We start from the raw sequence: 21,520 nt of genomic DNA, 5'->3' as shown, positions 1-21,520 counted from the left end.
TTCAGATCACCTTTTCCCGCCTGAGTCTTTCGATTGCGGCTTGATCGAAACCGATGGCCGCCAGGACTTCATCAGTATGCTGGCCGAGAAGCGGTGGGGCCGAGCGGATCGCGCATGGCGTGTCCGAATACTTCACCGGAAAGCCGATCTGGGGGATCTCGCCCTCGACGGGATGCTCGACGCTCCGCAGCATCGCACGATGGCGGGCGTGGGGATCGGCGAAGGCTTCCTCGATGCTCAGAACCGGACCGAGCGGGATGTCGGCCTCGGCCAGGGCCGCGAGCCACGCGTCACGGGTGCGGCTGGCGAACAGATCCGAAATCCGGCGCTTGTGCTCTTCGCATTCGCGGCCCGTCGGCCATTGCCTGTCCTTCAGGTCCGGCAGGCCCACCGCGTCGCAGAAGCGATGCCAGAAATGCGCCTCGATGATGCCGAGAGCGACATGTTTGCCGTCCGCGCAGGCATAGATGTTGTAGCAGGGAGCCTGACCGATGAATGGACGTTCGCCACCCTTCGGCTCGATGCCGGCGAAGAATTGATCCGCCGCGTGCAGGCTGAGCCAAGTCATGGTTCCGTCGTGCATCGACACGTCGACCAACTGGCCCTTGTTGGTGCGGCCGCGCGCGATGAGCGCCGCCAGGATGGCTGTAGACGCCATCAGCGATCCGCCGCCGACATCCGCGATCGACAGGCCGGGAACGATCGGCCCCTCCCCCGCCCGGCCGAACAACTGCAAGGCGCCCGCCTCGGCCATGTAGTTGAGATCGTGACCGGGCTTCAGGCGGCTCGGCCCGTCTTGGCCGTAGCCGGTAATGGCGCAGTAGATGAGCCTCGGATTCTCCTGCGAGAGATGCTCGAAGGACAGCCCGAGGCGGTCCATCACACCGGGCCGGAAGCCCTCCAGCAGGACGTCGGCGTCGCGTGCGAGCCGGCGCAGGATCTCCTTTCCCATCTCCGTCTTCAGATTCAGCGTCAGGCTCTTCTTGTTGCGGTTGAGAAGCAGGAACGAACCGGACTCCGCCCGATTCAGCGGGGGAAAGGAGCGATTGTAGTCGCCGCCGTCGGGCTGCTCGATCTTGAGCACATCGGCGCCCAGATCAGCGAGCATCTGGGAGCAAAACGCCCCAGGCAGCAGGCGCGTGAGATCGAGCACCTTGATGCCGTCAAGTGCCATCGAGATGGGCTGCGGCATGGTCGTTTCTCCCGGCATCACGCCGCCGTCCAGCCGCCGTCGACGGCGAGCGACTGCCCGGTGACGTAGCTTGCGGCACTCGACGCCAGGAACAGGCAGGCCCCCACCAGTTCGCTCGGCTGTGCAAATCGGCCCATCGGCGCGCGCTCGACGATCCGCTTGCCGAGAACCGGGTGTGCGAGCAGACCTTCGGTCAGGTCGGTCTGAACGTAGCCCGGGGCGATGGCATTGACACGCACACCCTTTCGGGCCCAATCGAGCGCGAGTTGACGGGTCAGCAGCTCGACTCCGCCCTTGGCCGCGCAATAGGCGGTGGTCTTCGCCAGGCCGACACGCCCGGCGACCGAGCTGATATTGACGATCGCTCCTTCTCCCGCCGCGATCATGACCCGGCCAGCGTGCTTGCACGCGAGAAAGACGCCGGTGAGGTTGGTGTCGATGATCTGGCGCCATTCCTCAAGCGACGTGTCCTCGGCCGCCTTGTACCAGGGATTGATCCCGGCGTTGTTGACCAGCACGTCAATCCGGCCGTGAGCCTCGACCACGGCGGCGCACAGGGCTTCGACGCTGTCTTCACTGGAGACGTCAGCCTGGAACGAAAGAACCGAACCGCCAGCCGCGGCGATCTGCGCGGCCGCATCGTCGAGGGTCGCCCGGTTACGGCCCGCCAGAACGACATGAGCGCCGGCCATTGCAAAACCGTCGGAGATCGATCGGCCGAGGCCACGCGCGCCACCCGTGACGATGACCACCTTGCCGGCCAGTGAGTCGATACCCTGGAGTTCGTGTGGCATCACGCTGCGTCCTTGGCGAGCCGGCGGGCGATCCTCCAGCGGTGGACTTCGGACGGACCGTCATAGATGCGGAAGGCTCGCACATCTCTGAAGATGCGTTCGACTTCCGTGTCCCGGGTCACGCCCAATCCGCCGAGAATCTGCACGCATCGATCGACCACGCGCCACACCGCTTCCGAGGCATGAACCTTGACCATGCTGCTCTCCAGGCCGGCGCGCTCCCCCTGGTCCAGGAGCCAGGCGAGGTGCCAGATGCCCAGCCGGGCCGTGTGCAGGTCGATCGCATTGTCGGACAGCATGAAGCCGACGCCCTCGTGAGACGAGAGCGGCACACCGAAGGCCTCACGCCGCTGCGCGTATTCCACGGCGATGTCATGAGCGCGGCGGGCGGCTCCCAGCCAGCGCATGCAATGCGTGAGGCGGGCCGGCACGAGCCGGACCTGCGCGTAGTGGAAGCCGTCTCCGATGCCGCCCAGCACATCGGCCTCCGGAACGCGCATGCCTTCGATCACGACTTCGGCATGGCCGCCCGTGAAGGAGGAATCGAGCGTGTCGAGGAGGCGCTCGATGCGAAATCCGGCAGCCGGAAGATCAGCCAGGAACATGGTCGCGCCGACATCGCGGCCATCAACGATGGTCCTCGCCATGATGATGGCAAAACCGGCGCCGTCCGCTCCGGTGATGAGCCATTTACGGCCATCGATGACAAAACTGTCGCCGTCCTTGACTGCGGTTGTCCTGAGCTTGGACGGGTCGGAGCCCGCCCCTGGATGAGGCTCGGTCATGCAGAAGCACGAACGGATCTCACCGGCGGCCAGCGGCCCGAGCCAACGCCGTTTCTGTTCGGGTGTCGCCACCGCCTCGAGCAGATGCATGTTGCCTTCGTCGGGCGCCGCGCAATTCAGCGCAACCGGTCCGAGCATCGAGTATCCGGCCTCTTCGAAGATGATGGCCTTGCCGATGTGAGATATTCCCAGCCCCCCCCAGTCCTTGGAAACATGCGGGCTCAACAGCCCGGCGTCGCGCGCATGCGCCACCAGCTCGAGCCGAAGCGCATCGTTGGGGCCGTGAGCGCCGCGGCGGCTGTCTCGCTCATAGGCCAGGACGACGTCACGCACGAATTGGCGCGCTCGGGAGCCCAGTTCCCTGAGATCAGGCGGAATATCGAAGTTCATCGAGCGCTGCCTCAGAAGATCCTGTCGTTGACGATATCGATCGTGAATTCATGCAATTCCTCGCCGAGCGAACCAAAGGCGGCATAGCGAGAATCCCGCGTGTCTCCCGTGAGAAACCGGGCATGGAGTTGCTGGAACACGACACCGAGCTTCAACATGGTCAGCACGCGATAGGGCTTGATCGCGGTGACCGATCGGCCCGCTCGCCGCTGATAGGCCTGCGCGACCTCTTCCCGGCCGGGAAAGCCGGACCGGGCCGTCGGCATCTGTGCGAGCCGAAGCATGCAGGCGGGGTCGGTTGGTTCGCTCCAGTAGCTGAGGAGCGTGGCGAGATCGAACAACGGATCGCCGCGCGTGCCCATGTCCCAATCGACCACGGCCGCAGGTCTCAGCGAAACCGGGTCCAGCAGGATATTGTCGAGCTTGAAGTCGTTGTGCAACAAGGCCGCTTCTCCGCCCCGCGGATCGGGCACAGCAGCCAGCCAGCGTATGATGTGAGCCGCGGCCGACGGGAGCTTTCCGTCAGCGACGCGCTCGGCCCTGTCACTCCAGCCTTGTACGGCGCGACGAAAGAAGCCGTCCGGCCGCCCCAGCCCCGCCAATCCCACCGCGTCGAGATCGACGGAATGGATCGCCACCAGCGTGTCGACGATCATGCCGGCGAGATATGCCTCGATTCCCGGAACACCTGCAAGCAACGTCAGGTCGTCGCCCTTGACCGCGATGCCCGAGCGAAACTCGATAATCTGGAACGGCGCCCCCGCCACCGCCTCGTCCTCGCAAAGATGCAGGCTGCGCGGCGCCAGCGCCAACTCCCGCCAAAGTCGCGACAGGATACGGTGCTCGCGGCGCATGTCATTGGCGCCGGGCGGGAGCGGTCCATCGGGCGGGCGGCGAAGGACGTGCCAACCGCCATTCAGCCGCACCAGATAGTTCAGATTCGCCAATCCGCCCGCGAACTGGCGGGCAGGGACATGCTCGTCAAAAGCCAAGCCGTGGCTCTCTAGATAACGTGCAATCGCTGGCCAGTCGAGCGGATGCGCCTGCGCAGACGGGCGCAGCAGTGCCCCTTCGGGCCACCCGGGCACATCTTCGGAAGGCCGGAAGACGGGATGCACCGAACGCGGAGCGTCCGCTGTGCGGGAGATGTCGACCATCGAAATATCGCTCGTCGTGTTTCTCATAACTGTCGGACCAAAATGTCGATAGTCAAGCACGAACCTCACTCGAATCGCACCTCTCGGCACTCAATCCGGATCGCCAGCTAGACTAAATCGTTATATTTCAACGATATATCGACAAAGATGACTGCAACTTGGACGACTTGACGAAAGGTGACCAATGGAATTATCGTCGGACTATCAGATAAAAATGACAGTTTCAGGGAGGACGATATGGGGATCCACCATGCTGGCGCCGTCGCCATTGCCATTGTCGCGATGACGTTGACGGCCGAGGCGCAGCCGCAAGCGGGAGAACAGTTCGTTCCGGTCGCGATCTATCGGACCGGCCCCTACGCGCCCGGCGGATCGGGCATCTACGGCGCCTACGCCGACTATCTCGCCCTCGTGAACGAGCGCGACGGTGGTGTGAACGGCGTCAAACTCGTCTTCGAAGAGTGCGAGACAGGCTATCAACCCGACCGAATGATCGAGTGTTATGAGCGGCAGAAAGCCAAAGGCGCCACCGGCGCAGCTGCATTCACACCCTCAGGCACCGGTGGGGTCTATGCGCTGATTGATCGCATGACGGCCGACAAGATCCCGAGCATCACCATCGGCTACGGGCGTACGGATTCCTCTGATGGAAGAGTATTTCCGTACTTCTTTCCGGTAGTATCCAATTACTGGAGCGAGAGCACGGCTACAGTCCGCTATATATCGGAGAAAGAGGGCGGATTGGACAAGCTGAAGGGCAAGAAGATAGCCAATGTTGTCATGGATTCCGCCGCTGGGCGAGAAACCCAGATCATTCTCGATAAGCAGGCAGAGCGCTACGGCTTCGAGGTCAAGACATTCGCAATCGCGCCGCCAGGCCTCGACCAGAAGGCGGTCTGGCTGCAAGTTCGTCAATATCGACCCGACTGGGTTCTCTTCCGAGGGTGGGGGGCGGCCACGCCGACGGGCGTCAAGGAAGCCGCCCGCGCCGGGATCCCGCGCGACAAGATCATCGGCTGGTGGTGGTCTGGTTCGGAGGAGGACGTCATACCCGCCGGAGACTCCGCGAAGGGCTTCATCACATCGCAATTTCACGCGACGGGCTCGAACTATCCCGTCTTCGACGACATCAGGGCGTTCGTTTACGCGCGCGGTCTGGGCAATGTCGAGACGAACCGGATCGGCTCGGTCTACTATGTCCGTGGCGTCCTCCATGGCATCATCCTGACCGAAGCCATGCGAACGGCCATGATGAGGTTCGGCAACAGGCCGCTCACCGGCGACGAAGTGCGCTGGGGCCTCGAGCATCTCGTGATGACCAAGGCCCGCATCCAGGAACTCGGCCTCGACGGGTTGATGCCCGAGATCACAGTCACCTGCGCCGACCATGAGGGCAACGGAGGCATCCGCTTCCAGCAATGGGACGGAGCGAAGTGGGTCGCGATCTCGGATTGGATCAAGTCCGATCAAGACATGGTCAGGCCGCTTGTCGAAGAATCCGCCGCTCAATACGCCAAGGAGAAGGGCCTCATCCCGCGCGACTGCGCGAAGGAAGTGAACTGACGCGATACCGACAGTCGGTCACACCCGCGAGGCCGCGCCATGTCGCAGAACCACGAGCCGCTGCTCGCCGTCAACGCCATCGACGTCATGTATGGACGCTTGGCGCTCGTCCTGAAGTCGTTGTCGCTGAATGTCCCCCACCGGGGTGTCGTCGCGCTGCTCGGCGCCAACGGTGCCGGCAAGACAACGGCACTCAAGGCGATCGCCAATCTGCTCAGATCGGAGCGGGGCGAGGTGACCAAGGGGACCATCTATTACGACGGAGCCCGCATCGACCACCGCGATCCATCCGAGCTCGCCTCGCTCGGACTGTCATTGGTCATGGAAGGCCGACATTGCTTCTCCACTCTCAGCGTCGAGGAGAATTTGAGGATCGGAGCCTTCTCGCGCCGCGACGGGCACCATGCGATCGCGTCCAGCCTCGATCGTATCTACGCGATGTTCCCGCGGCTGAAGGAACGACGCCGGTCGGCTGCAGGCCTGCTTTCGGGTGGCGAGCAGCAGATGTGCGTCATCGGCCGCGCGCTTATGGCACGTCCGCGCATGGTCCTGCTCGACGAACCATCCATGGGTCTCGCTCCAATGCTCGTCGAAGACATCTTCAGATCAATCAAGCGGCTGAATGACGACGAGGACATGACCTTCCTCATCGCCGAGCAAAATGCCTCGATCGCGCTGCGCTATGCCACACACGGCTATCTCATTGAGAACGGCCGCGTTGTTCGCGACGGCACCGCGGCGACCTTGATGGCCACCTCCGAGATTCGCACCTCCTATCTCGGTCTCAGTGGAGAAGGGTCAAGGGACCACCTCGTCGCCTCCCTGCCCCGCAGCCGCCGCAGATGGCTGTCATGACGGTGACGGCAATTTCAAAAGCCGCTCCTGCCACAGCGGATCCGGAGAATGCGGCCGCGCTTCCCCTCGGCTCGACCGAGACCCTGCCTGGCCTGCTGCACGGCATCGTGGCCCGTCAGGGGCGGCATGCCGTCTTCAGGCACAAACGCGGCGGCATCTGGCACGAGCGCTCATTCTCTGAGCATGCCGATCAGGTCGGCCGGTTCGCGCGCGTGTTCGCGAGCTATGGTGTCGGCCCCGACCGCCCTCTGATCACGATCGGGGAGAACAGGCCCGAACTCTATGCGGCCGTCGTGGCGGCGCAAGCACTCGCAGGCTATGCCGCTCCGCTGAGCATCGACTTTCTCGAGCGCTACGGCGCGCCGGGCTTGACGCCGGCCCTGATCCTTTGTGACGGCGAGAACGCAAGACTTGCAGCGGCCATCGCCCCGGGTTGGGCGCGCGCGAGGGTGCTGACGATTCCCGAACTGGACGAAGCAACCGCCGTCGCCCGCGTCTCTTCCGCACGAGCCCCGGGTGGGGTCACGATCTCGGGTGACACACCTGCGCTCCTGGTTCACACCCGTGGCGTGAACGGTCCGCCCAGCGGCGTCCTGCTCAGTCACGCCGCGTTGATCTCCGGCGCACGCGAGACTCTGCAGCGCTTCGGCGTCTCTGCGGCGGATGAAGCCATGGCGTTCCTGCCGATGTCGGATATCCACGACGCGTCGGTATCGATCGTGCAACCACTGCTGGCCGGGTTCTGCGTCAACTGCGTCGAGGGTCCATCGACTTTCGCCATAGATCTGAAGGATGTGGCGCCCACCTATCTCGTTGCTCCCGCCCGTGCCTTCGAGCTCATCGATCGAGATGTTCGAGACCGTCTGTCGGCGGCCGGTTCAATGTCGCGCGCCCTACAGGCAGCCGCGCGTCGAGGCCTGCCGGGATCGCGCCTGCTATTTGCAGCCCCCCTCCTCAACGGCATCGGCCTCGGCCGCTGCCGGATCGCGATCGCGACGGGCGAGATCCTCGCGCCGGACGCCGAAGCCAGACTTCGCAGCTATGGCGTGCCGATTGTCATGGGACGGCTGGAGACACATTCGGGTGGACGTTTCACCGACCACGATGCTTCGAACGGCTCGATCCAGCCGACAGCCGAACGGACGCCGGGGACACGGGCGAGCGACAGCGCGGTCCTGCCGAGGATCGAAGCGCTGTTGCGAGGGTATCCTGAGATCGAACGGGCGCTGGCCGTGCCGACGGCCGCCGGCGTCTCGGTTCGCCTCGCGCTGGACACGGCGGCCGTCGCGCGCTTGGTCGGAGACAGGCAGACAGCCAGGTCGAAACCGGAAACATCCGCGGCGGCCTCCGAGATCCACGATCTCATCCAGGGCCGGATCGACGAAATCAATGCCCTCCTGACGGCCGACCCAGCCCTCCAGGCCCATGTCATCGTCGGATTCGAGATCCTGCCCCACGGCTTCTCGAGCGACGAGTTGACCCTTGACGGCGCGGTACGACGCCAAACCACCACGACGCCCTTCGCACGGCCGATCTCGGCTCGCGCGACCTCGCGCCGGCAGCCGGCCGCCTCCGAGACCGTCCTCGATCTTCAGGACGTCAACCTCGCATTTGGCGGCGTCCACGCGTTGGCGGGCGTTTCGTTGAGCGTAACGGCCGGCGAGATCCTCTCGATCATTGGTCCGAACGGCGCCGGCAAGACCTCGCTGCTGAACGTGATCAACGGGCTGTACCGTCCCACCACCGGGACGATCACGTTCCGCGGGAAGGTTCGAACGCGCATGCGTGCGTCCCGCGCGGCGCTCTCGGGCATCGGCCGCACCTTCCAGCATGTCTCGCTCTTTGGCGGCATGAGTGTGCTCGACAACCTGCTGGTCGGCCGCTCATCCCACTTCAAGACCCCGCTTCTGTCCCAGGCGCTTCGGCTGCCGTCGGCCATCGCAGCCGAGAGCACAGAACGCATAGAGGTGGAGCGAATTCTCACCTTCCTCGACCTGGAACACATCCGTCGGACACCGGTCTCGACGCTTCCCTATGGCGTGCAGAAGCGCGTCGAACTGGGCAGGGCACTGGCGACCGAGCCTCGCCTGCTCCTCCTCGACGAGCCGATGGCTGGCATGACGCAAGAGGAGAAGCGGGAGATGTGCCGCTTCATTCGCGCCGTGAACGAGAGCTTCGGCACCACGATCGTGCTCATCGAGCACGACATCGGTGTCGTCATGGGCCTTTCCGACCGCGTCATCGTCCTCAACCACGGCCGCAAGATCGCCGACGACACACCGGCTGCCGTCGCCCGCGATCCGGAGGTCATCGCCGCCTATCTGGGCTCGTCCAAAATCAGCGCAGCGGGGATCTGAACGAGGACGCGATGCTCGAATTCCAATTCTTTCTCGAGGTTGCCGTGGGCGGCCTGCTCTCAGGCGTGATGTACACGCTCGTCGCGCTCGGCTTTGTCCTGATCTTCAAGGCGTCCGGCATCTTCAACTTCGCCCAGGGCGCCATGGTGCTCTTCGCGGCCCTGAGCTTCGTCGGCTTCACCGAGGCCGGCTTGCCGGTTTGGGCCGCCTTCCTGGCCACGCTCGCAGCGATGCTGCTGCTTGCGGTGGGTATCGAGCGCATCGTTTTGCGCCCGCTCCTCGGCCAGGATCACATGATCCTGTTCATGGCGACGATCGGATTGTCGATCTTCCTGGAGGGATTCGCGCAGGCGCTCTGGGGCACGCAGGTCCGGGGGCTCGAGCTCGGCATCCCCGACGAACCGGTGGAGCTCGGTGGCTTGCTGGTTTCCAAGTTTGACCTGTCCACGGCGGCGATCGCCGGCGTCCTCGTGATCGCCCTCTCCCTCTTCTTCAGCGTCACGCGGATCGGACGCGCCCTGCGCGCGGTCGCCGACGACAGCCAGGCGGCCCAGGTGGCCGGCGTGTCTCTCGGCTTGATCTGGGCCGTGGTCTGGAGCGTCGCCGGCTTCATAGCTCTGATCGCCGGCCTCATCTGGGGCGCGAGGCTCGGCGTGCAGTTCTCGCTGACGCTCGTCGCGCTGAAGGCGCTGCCGGTGATGATCCTCGGGGGGTTCAACTCGATCGTCGGCGCGATCTTGGCGGGGCTGTTGATCGGCGTCAGCGAGAAGCTGGCCGAAGTCTATGCCGGTCCGCTTGTCGGTGGTGGCATCGAGAACTGGTTCCCCTACGCGCTGGCCATCGGCGTCCTGCTGCTCCGGCCGACCGGTCTGCTCGGCTCCGGAACGACGACGAGGGCCTGATTATGTTCTATCGCGATGCAGGAGAGCTGAAGACGTCCTATCCGGCAGACGCCGCCCTCTTCCCAAGGGCTCTCGACCGCTGGATTGCGATCGGCACCGTCGCTCTCGCGGCCACCGCCCTACCGCTTACCGCCGGCACCTACTGGCTTGGGTCGATCCTCCTTCCGTTCCTGATCCTTTCGCTGGCCGCGATCGGCCTCAACATCACGACCGGCTACGCCGGCCAGCTTTCACTGGGGACTGCCGGCTTCATGGCGGTCGGCGCCTATGCCACGGTCAATCTGGTGGCCCGGGTGCCGATGCTCCCCTTTCCCATAGCCTTTCTGCTTGCGGGCGTGACTGCAGGCCTCGTCGGGATGATCTTCGGCCTGCTCAGTCTGCGCATTCGGGGCTTGTACGTCGCGGTTGCGACCTTGGCTGCGCAGTTCTTCATCGAATGGACCTGCACTCACATTCCCTGGCTCTCCCTGAACGCGGCATCGGGGATCGTCAGCACGCCGATCCTGGAGTTTGCGGGCATCCAGCTCCGCAACGTGGAGTCGCGCTACCTCGTCGCCTTGGCCACGGTCGTCGCGCTGGCGCTGGCGGCAAAGAACCTCATCCGCTCATCCGTCGGGCGCGCCTGGATGGCCGTGCGGGATCACGAGCCTGCCGCTGCGCTCACTGGCGTCGACACCGCCTATGCCAAACTCTCCGCCTTTGCCGTCGGAGCCGCCTACTGCGGCATCTCCGGCGCGCTCTGGAGCTTCCTTTATCTCGGCAACATCGAAGCTGAAGCCTTCTCGCTGCACCGTTCCTTCCAGATCCTGTTCATGATCATCATCGGCGGCCTGGGCAGTATCCTCGGCTCCTTCCTGGGAGCGGCCTTCATCGTCCTGCTGCCGGTCGCCATCACCAACGGCGCGGCCCTGCTCGGCGGGACCATTCGACCGGACATGACCGCCAATCTCGAACTGATGACATTCGGGGCGCTGATCATCGCGTTCCTGATCCTCGAGCCGCGCGGGCTGGCCCGCCTCGCCGTCAGAGCCAAAGAGCGGCTGCGCCGCTGGCCACTGCCCTACTGATCCGGACGCGACGGGAGGCGCCGCGATGCTCACTCACATCATAGGCTGGGCTCACACCCGTTTCGGCAAACTCGAGCATGAGACGCTCGAATCGCTGACGCGGCGCGTTGCACGCGATGCGATCTCCCATGCCGGGCTCGAACCGACGGACATCGATGAGATCGTCATCGGCCATTTCAATCAAGGCATGGATCCGCAGGGATTTCCTGCATCGTTGGCCCTCGAGGCCGATCGGGACCTTCGCTTCAAGCCTGCAACGCGCGTCGAGAACGCCTGTGCGACCGGCTCCGCCGCGGTGCGTCACGGGGTCATGGCGATCAATGCGGGACACGCGCGGACGGTTCTCGTCATCGGCATCGAGAAGATGACCGCGAGCCCGGCCGAGGACGTTCGCCGCGCCCTCCTATCCGCAAGCTACGTCGCCGAAGAGGGGACCGCGGGCGCCTCGTTCGCCCGTCTGTTCGCCCACATCGCGGAAACCTACTTTCAGCGCCACGGCGATCAATCCGACGTTCTCGCCCACATCGCCGCCAAGAACCATCGCAACGGCGCGCTCAACCCACTGGCCCATATGAGGAAGGATCTGGGCTACGAGTTCTGCGCGACAGTGTCCGACCAGAATCCCTATGTCGCCCCACCGCTCCGACGGACGGACTGCTCGATGGTTTCGGACGGTGCCGCCGCGCTTGTTCTCTGCCGCGAAGAGGCGGCCTCCGTCGTGCCGTTTTCGGTCGGGATCCGCGCGATAGCGCAGGCGAACGATTTCCTGCCGATGAGCCGTCGCGACATGACGCGTTTCGAGGCAGCCTCCACCGCGTGGCAAAACGCCCTACGGGAGGCAAAGCTTGGTCTCCAGGATCTCGACTTTGTCGAAACTCACGACTGCTTCACCATAGCCGAGCTGATCGAATACGAAGCCATGGGGCTGACCCCTGCCGGCCAGGGGCGTCGCGCGGTTCTCGAAGGCTGGACAACCCCCGAAGGGCGTCTGCCCGTGAACCTTTCCGGAGGCCTCAAGGCAAAGGGGCATCCAATCGGCGCCACCGGCGTCTCCATGCATGTCATGAGTGCAATGCAGCTCACCGGCAACGCGGCGGGATTTCAACTGCCCAGCGCCAGGCTCGCCGGCGTCTTCAACATGGGCGGGGCTGCCGTCGCGAACTACGTCAGCATTCTGGAACGCACGCGCTGAGCGGCGAAAACCGGCCGTGATCGCCGGAGCAACTGGGAGGAGACGTCGCATGCTGAAGTTGTTGAGCTATGTCGCTGGGGCGGCAGCGTTGTCGTTCGGCCTGCTGGCCTCGGCGCCCCAGGCCAGTTCGCATACCGTCGAGAAGACGCTGCGGCTGGTCTTCGATATCCCCATGAATCATCCGCGAGTGCCCTACTTTCTCGCCATGGCGGCGCAGGTTGCGCGGGACACGAGCGGTCAGATCAAGATCGACCCCAATCCGGGCGGGAAGATCCATCCCGGCTTCGCATCGGTCGAGGCGCTCAAGAATGGAGACGCCGACCTCACTTTCGTCAATGCCTCCAACCTCGAACGGCTGGACCCTCGTTTCGGCTTCATCAACCTGCCCTTCACCATCGACGACACCATGATGGCAAAGGCCGAGACCCGTGACGGCATCGTCGATCTGCTCGATTCGCTCGCGCGGCCGCAGGGCCTGCGTGTCATCGGCCTGATGCGCGGCGCCGACCAGTTGCTCGTCTTCCGCGACAGGACGGTGAATGCGGTGGCTGATCTGAAAGGTCTCAGGATTCGCGTGGCCGGAGCCGGTATCTATCAGGACATCATGAACGGGCTGGGCGCCGAGCCGATTGTCCTGCCGATCCCCGAGCTCAAGCCAAGCTTTGCGCGCGGCACGCTTGACGGCGTCTTCACGTCGCCGGGCGCCTGGCTCTCGCAGCTGGATATGGCGGCGCCCAGGGCGACGCATGCACCGGGGCTGATGATGATCACCTACGTCCTGGTCGTGCGAACCGAGGCTCTCGATTCGCTCGAGCCCAGCGGGCGGCAGGCTCTGCTCGATGCCGCGAGGCTGGAGATCTCGGACAATTGGGAGCGCATGAACGCCGATGATGCGGCGATCATGAAGCAAATGGCCGGCAAAGGAGCCGTGCTCACCACAATCCAGGACACAGCTCCATGGCGAGCGGCTGTCGCGCCGGTCGTCACCGGATACGCGCAAAGACATTCGCAAACCTGGGCCGAGTTCCAGCGGAGGCTGCACGCGCGTTAGACGGTCCCGCGACGTGTCCTGGATCAGAACCCAGGCCTGCCGAGACCGCCCGATGGACGACTCCTCATGAAATGCATGCATCTCAACGTCGTCACCAAGAGGCGGGTCGCTTTGCCCACGCTCTCGCTGCGATGTGCGCAACGCCTTGAACGCACGGCTCGTCGCGGGATGACGGCCGCCCTGGAGGTGAATGAGCGCGGAGGTCGGCCGCATCGTCCTGACCAGCTCGAACAAGACGTCGCGGCCGGCGCCGATGTCAAGGAGGCGGCCTCCCGAAGCATCCCCGGCACCTGTCTCGACGATGTCCCGGCTCACCGGGCAGAACCGGGCGCTGCCGCAAGCCGATGATCGCGGCGGTCGCAGGATATGCCCCAGGCGGCGGCCGCGACATCACGATGATGTATGACATCGTCATTGCGGCGGACGATGCCCGTTTCGGGCTGCCGGAGATCAAAATCGGCGTGACGCTCGGAACCGGCGGCACCCAGCGGCTCACCTCGTATCGTCGAAGGTCAAGGCGATGGAGCTCCGCTTGACCGGACGCCGGAGCACAGCCGAGGCGGCAGAGAGATGCGGCCTCGTGACACGCGCCGTCCCGGCCGCCGATCTTCTCCGGGAAGCAAGCGACACCGCCTCATGCGTCGCTCTCATGCCGCGGCCAAGCCTGACGGCCATCAAACACGGCGTCGAGCGGTCCCTCGACACCTCACTGTCCGAAGGCTTGCACTTCGAGCGGCGGATGCGTCACGCGCCGGTCGCGCCCCCAGATCAGAGGGAGGATATGGCTGCCGTCGTGGGGAAGCGAGCCCCGCACTTCTCTCGATCATAGCGCGGCTCGCGCCGCGAGCGTGGCAGCGGATCCCCCGATCGCACGCATGGAGAATCCAGTCCGGCGCCGCGACCACCGTCGCACTTTGGCACAGGGACTCAGCGACCGCCGACACCCGTCTCGAGCTGAACCAGCCATACGCCTCCGCGACCACGACTGCGAGTCCATCTGGAAGCAATTTCTGTCGGACAATAATGATCATCCGGGTCTGATTGGCCGAACCTCACGGGCCAGAATCCGCCGATTCTCTCAGGACTTTCTTCTCTCGCTTGACAGTCATTCACCATAATGGTCAGATTGTCTGACTAAAAAAGAATCCGTCATCCGTGGGGAGAAGCGCGTCATGACGAGACAGCAGGACGAGAAGCATGAGCCCAATCCGAGTTGCACGCGCCGTTCCTTTGCCCTGTTCGGCGCGGCGACAGTCGCGGCCGGCGGGTTCGCCCTAGAGGACCCCGCGATGGCGTACGGCACTGCGGACGAGCGCTATGTCCGAGGCATGGAGGTTCTGAAGGAGATCGGCGGCGAGGGGTACGATATCCCCGTCAACAATCTCGCCAAGGTCGCGCCGGACCTGGCTCGCTTCACGGTTGAATACCCCTATGGCGACATCCTCTCGCGGCCCGGCCTGGACCTGTCCTTGCGCCAGGTCGTCACGGTATCGGCTTTGATGGCGGGCGGAAGCGCCCAGCCTCAACTCAAGTACCACATGCATGGGTTCCTCAATGTCGGCGGCAGCCCTCGCGAGCTGGTGGAAGTCGTCTTCGCCTCGATCGCCATCCTCGGCTTCACCTCCCCGATCAACGCGATCGCCTTGATCCGCGAGATCTTCAAGGAGCGGAAGGTGAGCTTCGAGCCGCTGGCGCCGGCCACCGATGACGGCGTGAACCGATACGAGCGCGGTCTTGCCGCCATCGCCAGGCTGAACCGCGGAGACATCGTGTCCACCCTCCGCAGCATCGAGAAGATGTCCCCGGAGTTGGCGCGCTGGACAGTCGAGTTCGCCTATGGCGACATACTCGGCCGTGACACGCTCGATCCAAAGGTGCGGCAGCTCGCGATCATCTCGATGCTGGCGGCGACGGGCAACCGGACGGAAGCACTCAGGTTCCACATTGAAGGCGCCTTGAACGCCGGTCTGCAGCGGACCGAGATCGTCGAGGCCTTTACCCAGATCAGCGTGTATTCGGGTTTCCCCGCTGCATTGAATGCCTTCACATTGGCCCAGACCGTCTTCAAGGAGGCCGACGGGCGCACGCCGGGTCCGGCAACTGCGGCTTCCGCGGTGACCTCCGAGGCGCGCCAGCCGCGTCTCGACCGCGGCGCGGCCACGCTGGCGAAAAGTTCGGCAGCCTCCGGCCAGGCGGTGATCTCCGGCTTCGACGACATCGCCCCGGACATCGGCAGGCTGATTGTCGAGCATGCCTATGGCGATATCTTCGTTCGCCCCAGCCTCGATCTGAAGATGCGCGAGCTTGCCGCCTGCTCCGCGCTTGCAGCCATTGGATCGAAGACCATGGAGACGCCGCTGCGCGTCCATGTCAACGCCGCCGTCACCGCCGGCGCCACAAAGACCGAGATCATGGAGACGCTCCTCAACCTGCTGCCCTATGTCGGCTATCCCGTCGTCGAGCAGGGTATCCGGATCGCCAGCGCGGAGATCGACAAGCGCGGGCTGTGAGAACCTGCGCTTCCGGAGCCGGGCAAGCCGCACACGGCCCCCTCACCGGCACCGTACAAAAGCCAGGCAATGGGGTTCGGACCGAGGGGCGCGGCTCAGGAGCCGCCATCAGCCCGTTCCGTCCGCAGCCGGCGGACTGCTTGTCCCGTCGCGATCCGAACGCCGCCACGGAATCCGTGATCCTCGATGCGCCGCCAAGCTCCGCGCCGTTGTCTCTTCCGGTCGCCCACGTCGAGCCACGGTCGCTCGCGATGAACTGAACTCTCCAGGGCAGCAAGGCGTCGGGGCACGAGCCACGGAGGGGCCCGCTGACCAGGTGGCGGCCGTGTCCGGTGCGAAGCACGATCTCCATCATCGCAACGTGCTGCAATTCAAGCTGCCGCGCCGATTCCTTTCCCTTCACTGCCGTCGCGGCAGTCGTCATCGGTGGCATATCGCTGCGCAGAGCGGCCGAAGGCTACGGCTTGACCGTCATCGGGGGCGCTCGGTCCGACAGTCGTGACATCGCTCCTGGTCGGCATGGCAATGACGTTCGCCGCTCGGTAGGCTGTGATCGGCCTGCTGATCGTCCCGATGATGGCGCTCTATGCCCGGATGCCGCATATCCGCTCCCAGATCATTCGGACTCATGGCGTGCTTCGTCACAGGCCGGGCGTCGACGGTGCCCTGCCTGCTCAGGCGCCGCTTCGATCGAGCCTCGCCGCCGCCTTGGGCAGTTTCTCGGCCAGCCCGTAGAGCTGCTCCCGGCGATCCATCTCCTCCCAGATCTCGGACGGGGCGACCTCCAGCTCGATAAGGAGCACCGTCAGGTTGAACATGAGGTCGGCCCCCTCCTCGATCACCCGCCGGCGCTCACCCCGCACCGCGTCGATCGCCAGTTCGGCCGCTTCCTCGACGAGCTTTTGCGCCATCTTCGGCACGCTGCTGCTGACCAGCTTCGCGGTGCGCGCGCTGAACTCCATACGGGGTCGGCGCTGCCGCAGCGCGGCCGCCAGGATTGCAAGCCGGTCCCACCCCGAAAGTTCATCCATGGTGCAATTGTCCCAGTGTCAACCACACGGCCGGCGATCCGACCGCGTTGCGCCGCTCCTTTTTCCGAGCCCCTGAGCTGCGGCCTTGAACACACCGCGGCCCCTGGTATCCACCGGGGCGCAGTGCGGCGACGCGCAGGTGAGACGGTTCCGCCGCCGCCTCATCCGGGAACCAGGGCGATGCCCCGGTCGCGGAAGGCCACGGCGACGGCGCTATCGGGAGGCATCACCCGCTCGATCGCGGGATCCACCACGAAGAGCCGTCCGATGCCGGTCTCCACTTCGTACTCGACGTGATCGCCGAGATAAGCCGTATGGACCACACGGCCCGGCAAGCCGTCGGCGCCGGCCGGCGCGAGCTCGACCGCGGTCGGCCGGATCGCGAGCCGCGCCGGGCCGGGCTGCAGGCCATGCCGCGGCAGATCCTGCGCGAGCGGGCCGATCTGCACCCGGGCGGTGTCTCCGGCCGCAGCCAGAATCTCACACGCCACGATATTGGCCTCGCCGATGAAGTCCGCGATGAAGGCCGAGGCCGGCCGCTCATAAAGGTCACGCGGCGCGCCCTCCTGAGCAACCCTCCCCTCGTTCATCACCACGATGCGGTCGGAGATCGCCAGAGCCTCCTCCTGGTCGTGGGTGACGTAGACCGCGGTGAACCCCAGGCGCTGCTGCAGCTCCCGGATCTCGGTCCGGACCCGGCGGCGCAGCCGGGCGTCGAGATTGGACAAGGGCTCGTCGAGCAGCAGCACCTGCGGCTCCAGCACCAGCGCCCGGGCGACGGCGACGCGCTGCTGCTGCCCGCCCGACAGCTCGGCCGGCAGGCGGGCTCCGTAGCCGGCGAGACCGACCAGAGCGAGCGCCTCCTCCGCCCGCTCCCGGACCTCGGTCCGGCGCCGGCCGGACGCGGTCAGCCCGTAGCCGACATTGTCGAGGACGGTCATATGCGGGAACAGGGCGTAGGACTGGAACACCATGCTGACGTTCCGCTCGTTGGCCGGCAGCGCCGTCACGTCGCGCCCGCCGATCAGGATGCGGCCGCCCGTCGGATGCTCAAGCCCGGCGATCATCCGGAGCGTCGTGGTCTTGCCGCAGCCGGAAGGCCCCAGAAGCGTGACCAGGTGGCCTGCCTGGACCTCCAGCGAGAGTTCGTGGACGGCGGTGACCGATCCGTAGGATTTGCGCACCCGGTCGAAGACGACGGCGCCGGCGCGGGGATCCAGGGTCATGACAGGCTCCTTGACAGGGCGCGGGACGTGCCGCCGATCCGGATTTGGCGCCGCAGGCGGCGCTGGCCGACCGTGAGCTGGATGAGGGCGATGGCGGCCAGCATCACCACGATCAGGGCGCTGGCGTAGGCGATGGCGACGCCGTATTCGCCGTTCTCGACCAGGCCGACGATATAGGCCGTGGCCATATTGTGCTCGGCCGAGACCAGGAAGATCACGGCACTGATCGAGGTGATCGAGCGCACGAAGGCGTAGACGAGCGCGGCCACCACGGCAGGGCGCAGGAGCGGCAGGGTCACCCGGCGCAGGGTGCCCAGGCTGGTGGCCCCGAGCGTCAGCGATGCCTCGTCCAGGCTGCGGTCGAGTTGGCTCATCGCCGCAATGCCGCCGCGCACGCCGACGGGCATGTTGCGGAACACGAAACAGACGACGAGGATCATGGCCGTGCCGGTGATCTCGATCGGCGGCTGGTTGAACGCCAGCACATAGCTGATGCCGATCACCGTGCCGGGGATGGCGAAGCTCAGCATCAGGGCGAACTCGAAGATCTGTTGCCCGACAAAGCGCTGGCGCACCAGAAGATAGGCCGCCAGGAGGCCGACCGCGGCGGTCAATGGCGCCGCGATCAGAGCGATCTCCATCGTCTGCCAGAACGAGCCCCAGGCGACGCCAATCCAGCGCCAGCCGTCAGGGCCGGCCTCGATGCCGAACGCCCTGGAGTAGTGAACGAAGGTCAGGCTGTGGTCCCGGCCCCAGGTCCGGACGAAACCGCCGAACAGGATCATGCCGTAGATCACGAGCGTCAGGCCGAGCCAGGGCAGCGCCAGGAGCTGACAGGCGAGACCGAGCGCCGGATTGAGCCCGGGATGGACGCCGGAATCGCCCTTGCCCGTGATTGTCGTGTAGCGGTTGCGACCGACCCATCGGCGCTGGGCGACGAAGGCCGTGAGGGTGAAGCCCAGCAGCAGGGCGGCCAGGACCGCGGCCCGGCCCGGGTCATTCTGGGCGCCGACCACCGAGAAGAAGATCTCGGTCGAGAGCACACCGAAGTTCCCGCCGAGCACCAGCGGATTCCCGAAATCCGCCATGCTCTCGACGAAGGCCAGGAGGAAGGCGTTGGCGATCCCCGGCCGCATCAGCGGCAGGCTCACCCTGAGGAAGGTCTGCCATCGGTCGGCACGCAGCGTCTGCGACGCCTCTTCCATCGACGGGCTGACACCTTCGACCACGCCGATCAGGACCATGAAGGCAATCGGAGTGAAGGATAGCATCTGCGCCAGCCATACGCCCGGCAGCCCATACAGCCAGCGCCCGGCCGGCACGCCGAAGAGGCCGGAGATCGCCTGGGTGACCACCCCCGATCGCCCGAACAGCAGGATCAGCGCCAGACCGACGACGAAGGGCGGGGTGATGATCGGCAGCAGGCTGAGCAGACGCAGCGACCGCTTGAAGCGGAAGCCGGTCCGGGTCGCGACCAGGGCAAGGGCCAACCCCAGCACCGTGGTGCCGGTGGCGGTCGCGACGGCGAGCAGGAGCGTGTTCCAGGCCACGCCGCAGCGGCCGGACATAGCGAGGCAGCCAAGCGACCAGATCTTCCGGTCCAGAAGGTTGCCGGCGAAGGCTTCGAGGCCCGAGGCGCTGCCGGCGGCGGAAAAGCCGCCAGCCAGCATCTGCAGCACCGGGTAGAAGACGAAGACCGCGACCAGGGTGATCAGGAGGCCGATGGCGGAGACGACGAAGGCGTCGCCCCGCATCCAGCCGCGCGCCGCCAGCCCGGAGGTCACCAGGAACAAAAAACTCAAGGCGGTGGTGGCGGCGCCCAGGCCCAGCCCCGGTTGCCCCAGCACCGGTCCCAGCCAATCCTGCAGCCCCGGCCAACGCCAGCCGGCCGCCCCGACCGCGAGCACCTGAACCAGCATCAGGGCCAACCCCACGAGGCCGAGCCACACCTGGAGCGCCGGACGGCGGGCGCCGCCGAGGCACCGGGCCAGAAGCGCGAGCGCAAGGACGGCGACCGGCAGCAGCACCCACCAGCGGCCGGACCCGCCCTGCAGGATCGCCGGCGCCGGATCGCCCGGCCCGTCGGAGAGCCAGCCGCCCTGGACCTGGTACCAGGGCAGGACGAGAACACCGAGCGCCCCCGCGGAGAGCCAGAGGCCGAGCATCCGACCTTGCCGCCGTCCCGGCCCGTCCCGCGAAGGGCCGGGCCGTATGGCCATCGGATCGGCGTCTCGTGAAGCGGAGGATGAATTGGGGTCAGGGGAGAAACCGCCGCGGACAGCGCCCACGACCGCCGCGCCCACGGCCTGCGGCCGCGCGTGATCACCCGGCATCCGTTACTTCCCGTCCGAACCGATCTCCTGGTCCCAGCGGACCAGGAGGCGTCGGCGTGTCTCGGCATTGCCATAGATCTTGAAGTCGTAGTCGATCAGCTTGATATCGGCCAGCCGCGGCGCCTCCGGCGGGAGGGCGGCCGCCCTGTTCGACGGTACCTGGTAGGATTTGACGTCCTTGGCCATGGACTGGACATCGGCCCTGAGCGCGAAGTCGTACCACTGCCTGGCGTTGTCGAGGTTGGGCGCACCGGCGACGATGCTCATCGAGCCGACCTCGTAGCCCGTGCCCTCACAGGGCGCCACCGCCTCGATCGGAAACCCTTCGACCCGCTGTGCCACGGCGTCGTGCAGGAACACCACGCCGATGGTCGTCTCGCCGCGCGCCGCCGCCTTCACCGGGGCCGAGCCGGATTTGGTGTACTGGCTGACGTTCCGGCCGATGCGCTCGAGCAGCGCGAACGCCTCGTCCTCGCCGAACAGCTGCACCAGTGTCGCCAGGGCCGTGTAGGCCGTCCCCGATGAGTTCGGATTGGCGATCTGGATCTCGCCGCGATAGGCCTCGGCGGCCAGGTCCTTCCAGCATTTCGGTGTCGGCAGGCCGTTGCGAGCCTGGAGTTCGGTATTGTAACCGAAGCCGAGCGCGCCCGCGTAGATCCCGACCGTACGGAAGCCGGCGCCTTCCGCCTGCCGCTGCGCCCAGTCGTGCAACTCCCCGAACTGCCGCGAACGGTATTCCTGGGTCAGGCCTTCCTGCGCCGCCTGCAGATGCGGATCCCCGGTGCCGCCCCACCAGAGATCGGTCTTGGGGTTGCCCGCCTCGGCGCGGATCTTGGCATAGGCCTCGCCGGAGCTCAGCCGGACCATGGAGACCTCGACGCCGCTCTCCTTCTCGAACGCCTTTTCCATCAGCTCGCACCACGCCACCTCGGCGCTGCAGATCACATTGAGCTGGCCTCCGGCCTCGGCGCTCCCAGGCCCCAGCGCCAGTGCGGCCGCCATCGTGGCAGCCGCCATCACCTTGCACATCTCCATCCTCTCCTTTGCTTCAACTCTCGCGGCAGAACCGACGATGGCAGTCTCGTCACCCCCGACGCTGCCCTGCCGCCCGTGTC

18 protein-coding genes are annotated in these 21,520 nt (G+C 65.7%); 10 read left to right on the top strand and 8 right to left on the bottom strand.

The annotated features are described in order from the left end of the window. Position 1 precedes the first annotated feature (1 nt). From AAHM41_RS00355 to AAHM41_RS00340, 4 genes are read right to left on the bottom strand one after another with little or no spacing between them, the layout of a single operon-like run. On the bottom strand, positions 2 to 1,192 hold the full coding sequence (locus tag AAHM41_RS00355) for a CaiB/BaiF CoA transferase family protein (RefSeq protein ID WP_342234504.1): 1,191 nt from the start codon (positions 1,190 to 1,192) through the stop codon (positions 2 to 4). 17 nt (positions 1,193 to 1,209) lie between these two features. Continuing rightward, positions 1,210 to 1,986, bottom strand: coding sequence for an SDR family NAD(P)-dependent oxidoreductase (locus tag AAHM41_RS00350; protein WP_342234503.1), 777 nt, complete (start codon positions 1,984 to 1,986; stop codon positions 1,210 to 1,212). Further along, the gene (locus AAHM41_RS00345) at positions 1,986 to 3,161 is read right to left on the bottom strand and encodes an acyl-CoA dehydrogenase family protein (protein WP_342234502.1); all 1,176 of its coding nucleotides are present in this window, start codon (positions 3,159 to 3,161) and stop codon (positions 1,986 to 1,988) included. The genes AAHM41_RS00350 and AAHM41_RS00345 overlap by 1 nt, the downstream gene beginning before the upstream one ends. A gap of 11 nt (positions 3,162 to 3,172) precedes the next feature. After that, positions 3,173 to 4,318 (bottom strand): phosphotransferase family protein, encoded by a 1,146-nt coding sequence (locus AAHM41_RS00340; protein WP_342234501.1) that lies wholly within the window; start codon positions 4,316 to 4,318, stop codon positions 3,173 to 3,175. Positions 4,319 to 4,555: 237 nt separating this feature from the next. Here AAHM41_RS00340 and AAHM41_RS00335 point away from each other — a divergent pair, with 237 nt between their 5' ends. The 10 genes from AAHM41_RS00335 to AAHM41_RS00295 all read left to right on the top strand — a co-directional run bounded on the left by AAHM41_RS00335 (position 4,556) and on the right by AAHM41_RS00295 (position 15,815). Continuing rightward, a complete protein-coding gene (locus tag AAHM41_RS00335) occupies positions 4,556 to 5,881 on the top strand; it encodes an ABC transporter substrate-binding protein (RefSeq protein WP_342234500.1) in 1,326 nt (441 codons plus the stop codon). Positions 5,882 to 5,920: 39 nt separating this feature from the next. Then, positions 5,921 to 6,736, top strand: coding sequence for an ABC transporter ATP-binding protein (locus AAHM41_RS00330; protein ID WP_342234499.1), 816 nt, complete (start codon positions 5,921 to 5,923; stop codon positions 6,734 to 6,736). Next, entirely contained in the window at positions 6,724 to 9,093 is a 2,370-nt protein-coding gene (locus tag AAHM41_RS00325; RefSeq protein WP_342234498.1) for an ATP-binding cassette domain-containing protein, read from the top strand. The genes AAHM41_RS00330 and AAHM41_RS00325 overlap by 13 nt, the downstream gene beginning before the upstream one ends. A gap of 11 nt (positions 9,094 to 9,104) precedes the next feature. Continuing rightward, positions 9,105 to 9,995, top strand: a complete 891-nt coding sequence (locus AAHM41_RS00320) for a branched-chain amino acid ABC transporter permease (protein WP_342234497.1) — start codon at positions 9,105 to 9,107, stop codon at positions 9,993 to 9,995. Between the two features lie 2 nt (positions 9,996 to 9,997). Beyond that, the gene (locus AAHM41_RS00315) at positions 9,998 to 11,062 is read left to right on the top strand and encodes a branched-chain amino acid ABC transporter permease (protein ID WP_342234496.1); all 1,065 of its coding nucleotides are present in this window, start codon (positions 9,998 to 10,000) and stop codon (positions 11,060 to 11,062) included. Between the two features lie 25 nt (positions 11,063 to 11,087). Further along, positions 11,088 to 12,254 carry an acetyl-CoA acetyltransferase gene (locus tag AAHM41_RS00310; RefSeq protein WP_342234495.1) on the top strand — a complete coding sequence of 389 codons (1,167 nt, stop codon included), beginning with the start codon at positions 11,088 to 11,090 and terminating at the stop codon, positions 12,252 to 12,254. A gap of 49 nt (positions 12,255 to 12,303) precedes the next feature. Further along, positions 12,304 to 13,305, top strand: coding sequence for a TRAP transporter substrate-binding protein (locus tag AAHM41_RS00305; protein ID WP_342234494.1), 1,002 nt, complete (start codon positions 12,304 to 12,306; stop codon positions 13,303 to 13,305). Between the two features lie 290 nt (positions 13,306 to 13,595). Beyond that, the gene (locus tag AAHM41_RS00300; protein WP_342234539.1) at positions 13,596 to 13,841 is read left to right on the top strand and encodes an enoyl-CoA hydratase-related protein; all 246 of its coding nucleotides are present in this window, start codon (positions 13,596 to 13,598) and stop codon (positions 13,839 to 13,841) included. Then, positions 13,826 to 14,134, top strand: a complete 309-nt coding sequence (locus tag AAHM41_RS40550) for an enoyl-CoA hydratase-related protein (protein ID WP_446719419.1) — start codon at positions 13,826 to 13,828, stop codon at positions 14,132 to 14,134. The genes AAHM41_RS00300 and AAHM41_RS40550 overlap by 16 nt, the downstream gene beginning before the upstream one ends. Positions 14,135 to 14,477: 343 nt before the next feature. Beyond that, positions 14,478 to 15,815 carry a carboxymuconolactone decarboxylase family protein gene (locus AAHM41_RS00295; protein ID WP_342234493.1) on the top strand — a complete coding sequence of 446 codons (1,338 nt, stop codon included), beginning with the start codon at positions 14,478 to 14,480 and terminating at the stop codon, positions 15,813 to 15,815. Positions 15,816 to 16,489: 674 nt separating this feature from the next. Here the strand turns inward: AAHM41_RS00295 and hisE are convergent. The 4 genes from hisE to AAHM41_RS00275 all read right to left on the bottom strand — a co-directional run bounded on the left by hisE (position 16,490) and on the right by AAHM41_RS00275 (position 21,434). After that, positions 16,490 to 16,846, bottom strand: coding sequence for a phosphoribosyl-ATP diphosphatase (hisE, locus tag AAHM41_RS00290; protein ID WP_342234492.1), 357 nt, complete (start codon positions 16,844 to 16,846; stop codon positions 16,490 to 16,492). A 161-nt stretch (positions 16,847 to 17,007) separates the two neighbouring features. Beyond that, positions 17,008 to 18,072 (bottom strand): ABC transporter ATP-binding protein, encoded by a 1,065-nt coding sequence (locus AAHM41_RS00285; RefSeq protein ID WP_342234491.1) that lies wholly within the window; start codon positions 18,070 to 18,072, stop codon positions 17,008 to 17,010. After that, positions 18,069 to 20,237, bottom strand: coding sequence for an ABC transporter permease (locus AAHM41_RS00280; protein ID WP_342234490.1), 2,169 nt, complete (start codon positions 20,235 to 20,237; stop codon positions 18,069 to 18,071). The genes AAHM41_RS00285 and AAHM41_RS00280 overlap by 4 nt, the downstream gene beginning before the upstream one ends. A 171-nt stretch (positions 20,238 to 20,408) precedes the next feature. Then, positions 20,409 to 21,434: an ABC transporter substrate-binding protein gene (locus AAHM41_RS00275; RefSeq protein ID WP_342234489.1), complete on the bottom strand. Its 1,026-nt coding sequence runs from the start codon at positions 21,432 to 21,434 to the stop codon at positions 20,409 to 20,411. Positions 21,435 to 21,520 lie beyond the last annotated feature (86 nt).

The sequence above is a fragment of the Inquilinus sp. OTU3971 genome (assembly GCF_038440215.1).
Note: the sequence above shows the minus strand (reverse complement) of the source record. Positions and strands in the feature narration are given on the sequence as shown.

What these genes read in the sequence shown, in the direction of transcription:
- hisE (WP_342234492.1), bottom strand. Translation starts at nt 16,846, where the DNA reads ATGGATGAACTTTCGGGGTGGGACCGGCTTGCAATCCTGGCGGCCGCG.
- AAHM41_RS00350 (WP_342234503.1), bottom strand. Translation starts at nt 1,986, where the DNA reads ATGCCACACGAACTCCAGGGTATCGACTCACTGGCCGGCAAGGTGGTC.
- AAHM41_RS00295 (WP_342234493.1), top strand. Translation starts at nt 14,478, where the DNA reads ATGACGAGACAGCAGGACGAGAAGCATGAGCCCAATCCGAGTTGCACG.
- AAHM41_RS00305 (WP_342234494.1), top strand. Translation starts at nt 12,304, where the DNA reads ATGCTGAAGTTGTTGAGCTATGTCGCTGGGGCGGCAGCGTTGTCGTTC.
- AAHM41_RS00335 (WP_342234500.1), top strand. Translation starts at nt 4,556, where the DNA reads ATGGGGATCCACCATGCTGGCGCCGTCGCCATTGCCATTGTCGCGATG.
- AAHM41_RS00285 (WP_342234491.1), bottom strand. Translation starts at nt 18,072, where the DNA reads ATGACCCTGGATCCCCGCGCCGGCGCCGTCGTCTTCGACCGGGTGCGC.
- AAHM41_RS00310 (WP_342234495.1), top strand. Translation starts at nt 11,088, where the DNA reads ATGCTCACTCACATCATAGGCTGGGCTCACACCCGTTTCGGCAAACTC.
- AAHM41_RS00355 (WP_342234504.1), bottom strand. Translation starts at nt 1,192, where the DNA reads ATGCCGCAGCCCATCTCGATGGCACTTGACGGCATCAAGGTGCTCGAT.
- AAHM41_RS00325 (WP_342234498.1), top strand. Translation starts at nt 6,724, where the DNA reads ATGGCTGTCATGACGGTGACGGCAATTTCAAAAGCCGCTCCTGCCACA.
- AAHM41_RS00315 (WP_342234496.1), top strand. Translation starts at nt 9,998, where the DNA reads ATGTTCTATCGCGATGCAGGAGAGCTGAAGACGTCCTATCCGGCAGAC.
- AAHM41_RS00280 (WP_342234490.1), bottom strand. Translation starts at nt 20,237, where the DNA reads ATGCTCGGCCTCTGGCTCTCCGCGGGGGCGCTCGGTGTTCTCGTCCTG.
- AAHM41_RS00330 (WP_342234499.1), top strand. Translation starts at nt 5,921, where the DNA reads ATGTCGCAGAACCACGAGCCGCTGCTCGCCGTCAACGCCATCGACGTC.
- AAHM41_RS00345 (WP_342234502.1), bottom strand. Translation starts at nt 3,161, where the DNA reads ATGAACTTCGATATTCCGCCTGATCTCAGGGAACTGGGCTCCCGAGCG.
- AAHM41_RS00340 (WP_342234501.1), bottom strand. Translation starts at nt 4,318, where the DNA reads ATGGTCGACATCTCCCGCACAGCGGACGCTCCGCGTTCGGTGCATCCC.
- AAHM41_RS00275 (WP_342234489.1), bottom strand. Translation starts at nt 21,434, where the DNA reads ATGTGCAAGGTGATGGCGGCTGCCACGATGGCGGCCGCACTGGCGCTG.
- AAHM41_RS00320 (WP_342234497.1), top strand. Translation starts at nt 9,105, where the DNA reads ATGCTCGAATTCCAATTCTTTCTCGAGGTTGCCGTGGGCGGCCTGCTC.
- AAHM41_RS40550 (WP_446719419.1), top strand. Translation starts at nt 13,826, where the DNA reads ATGGAGCTCCGCTTGACCGGACGCCGGAGCACAGCCGAGGCGGCAGAG.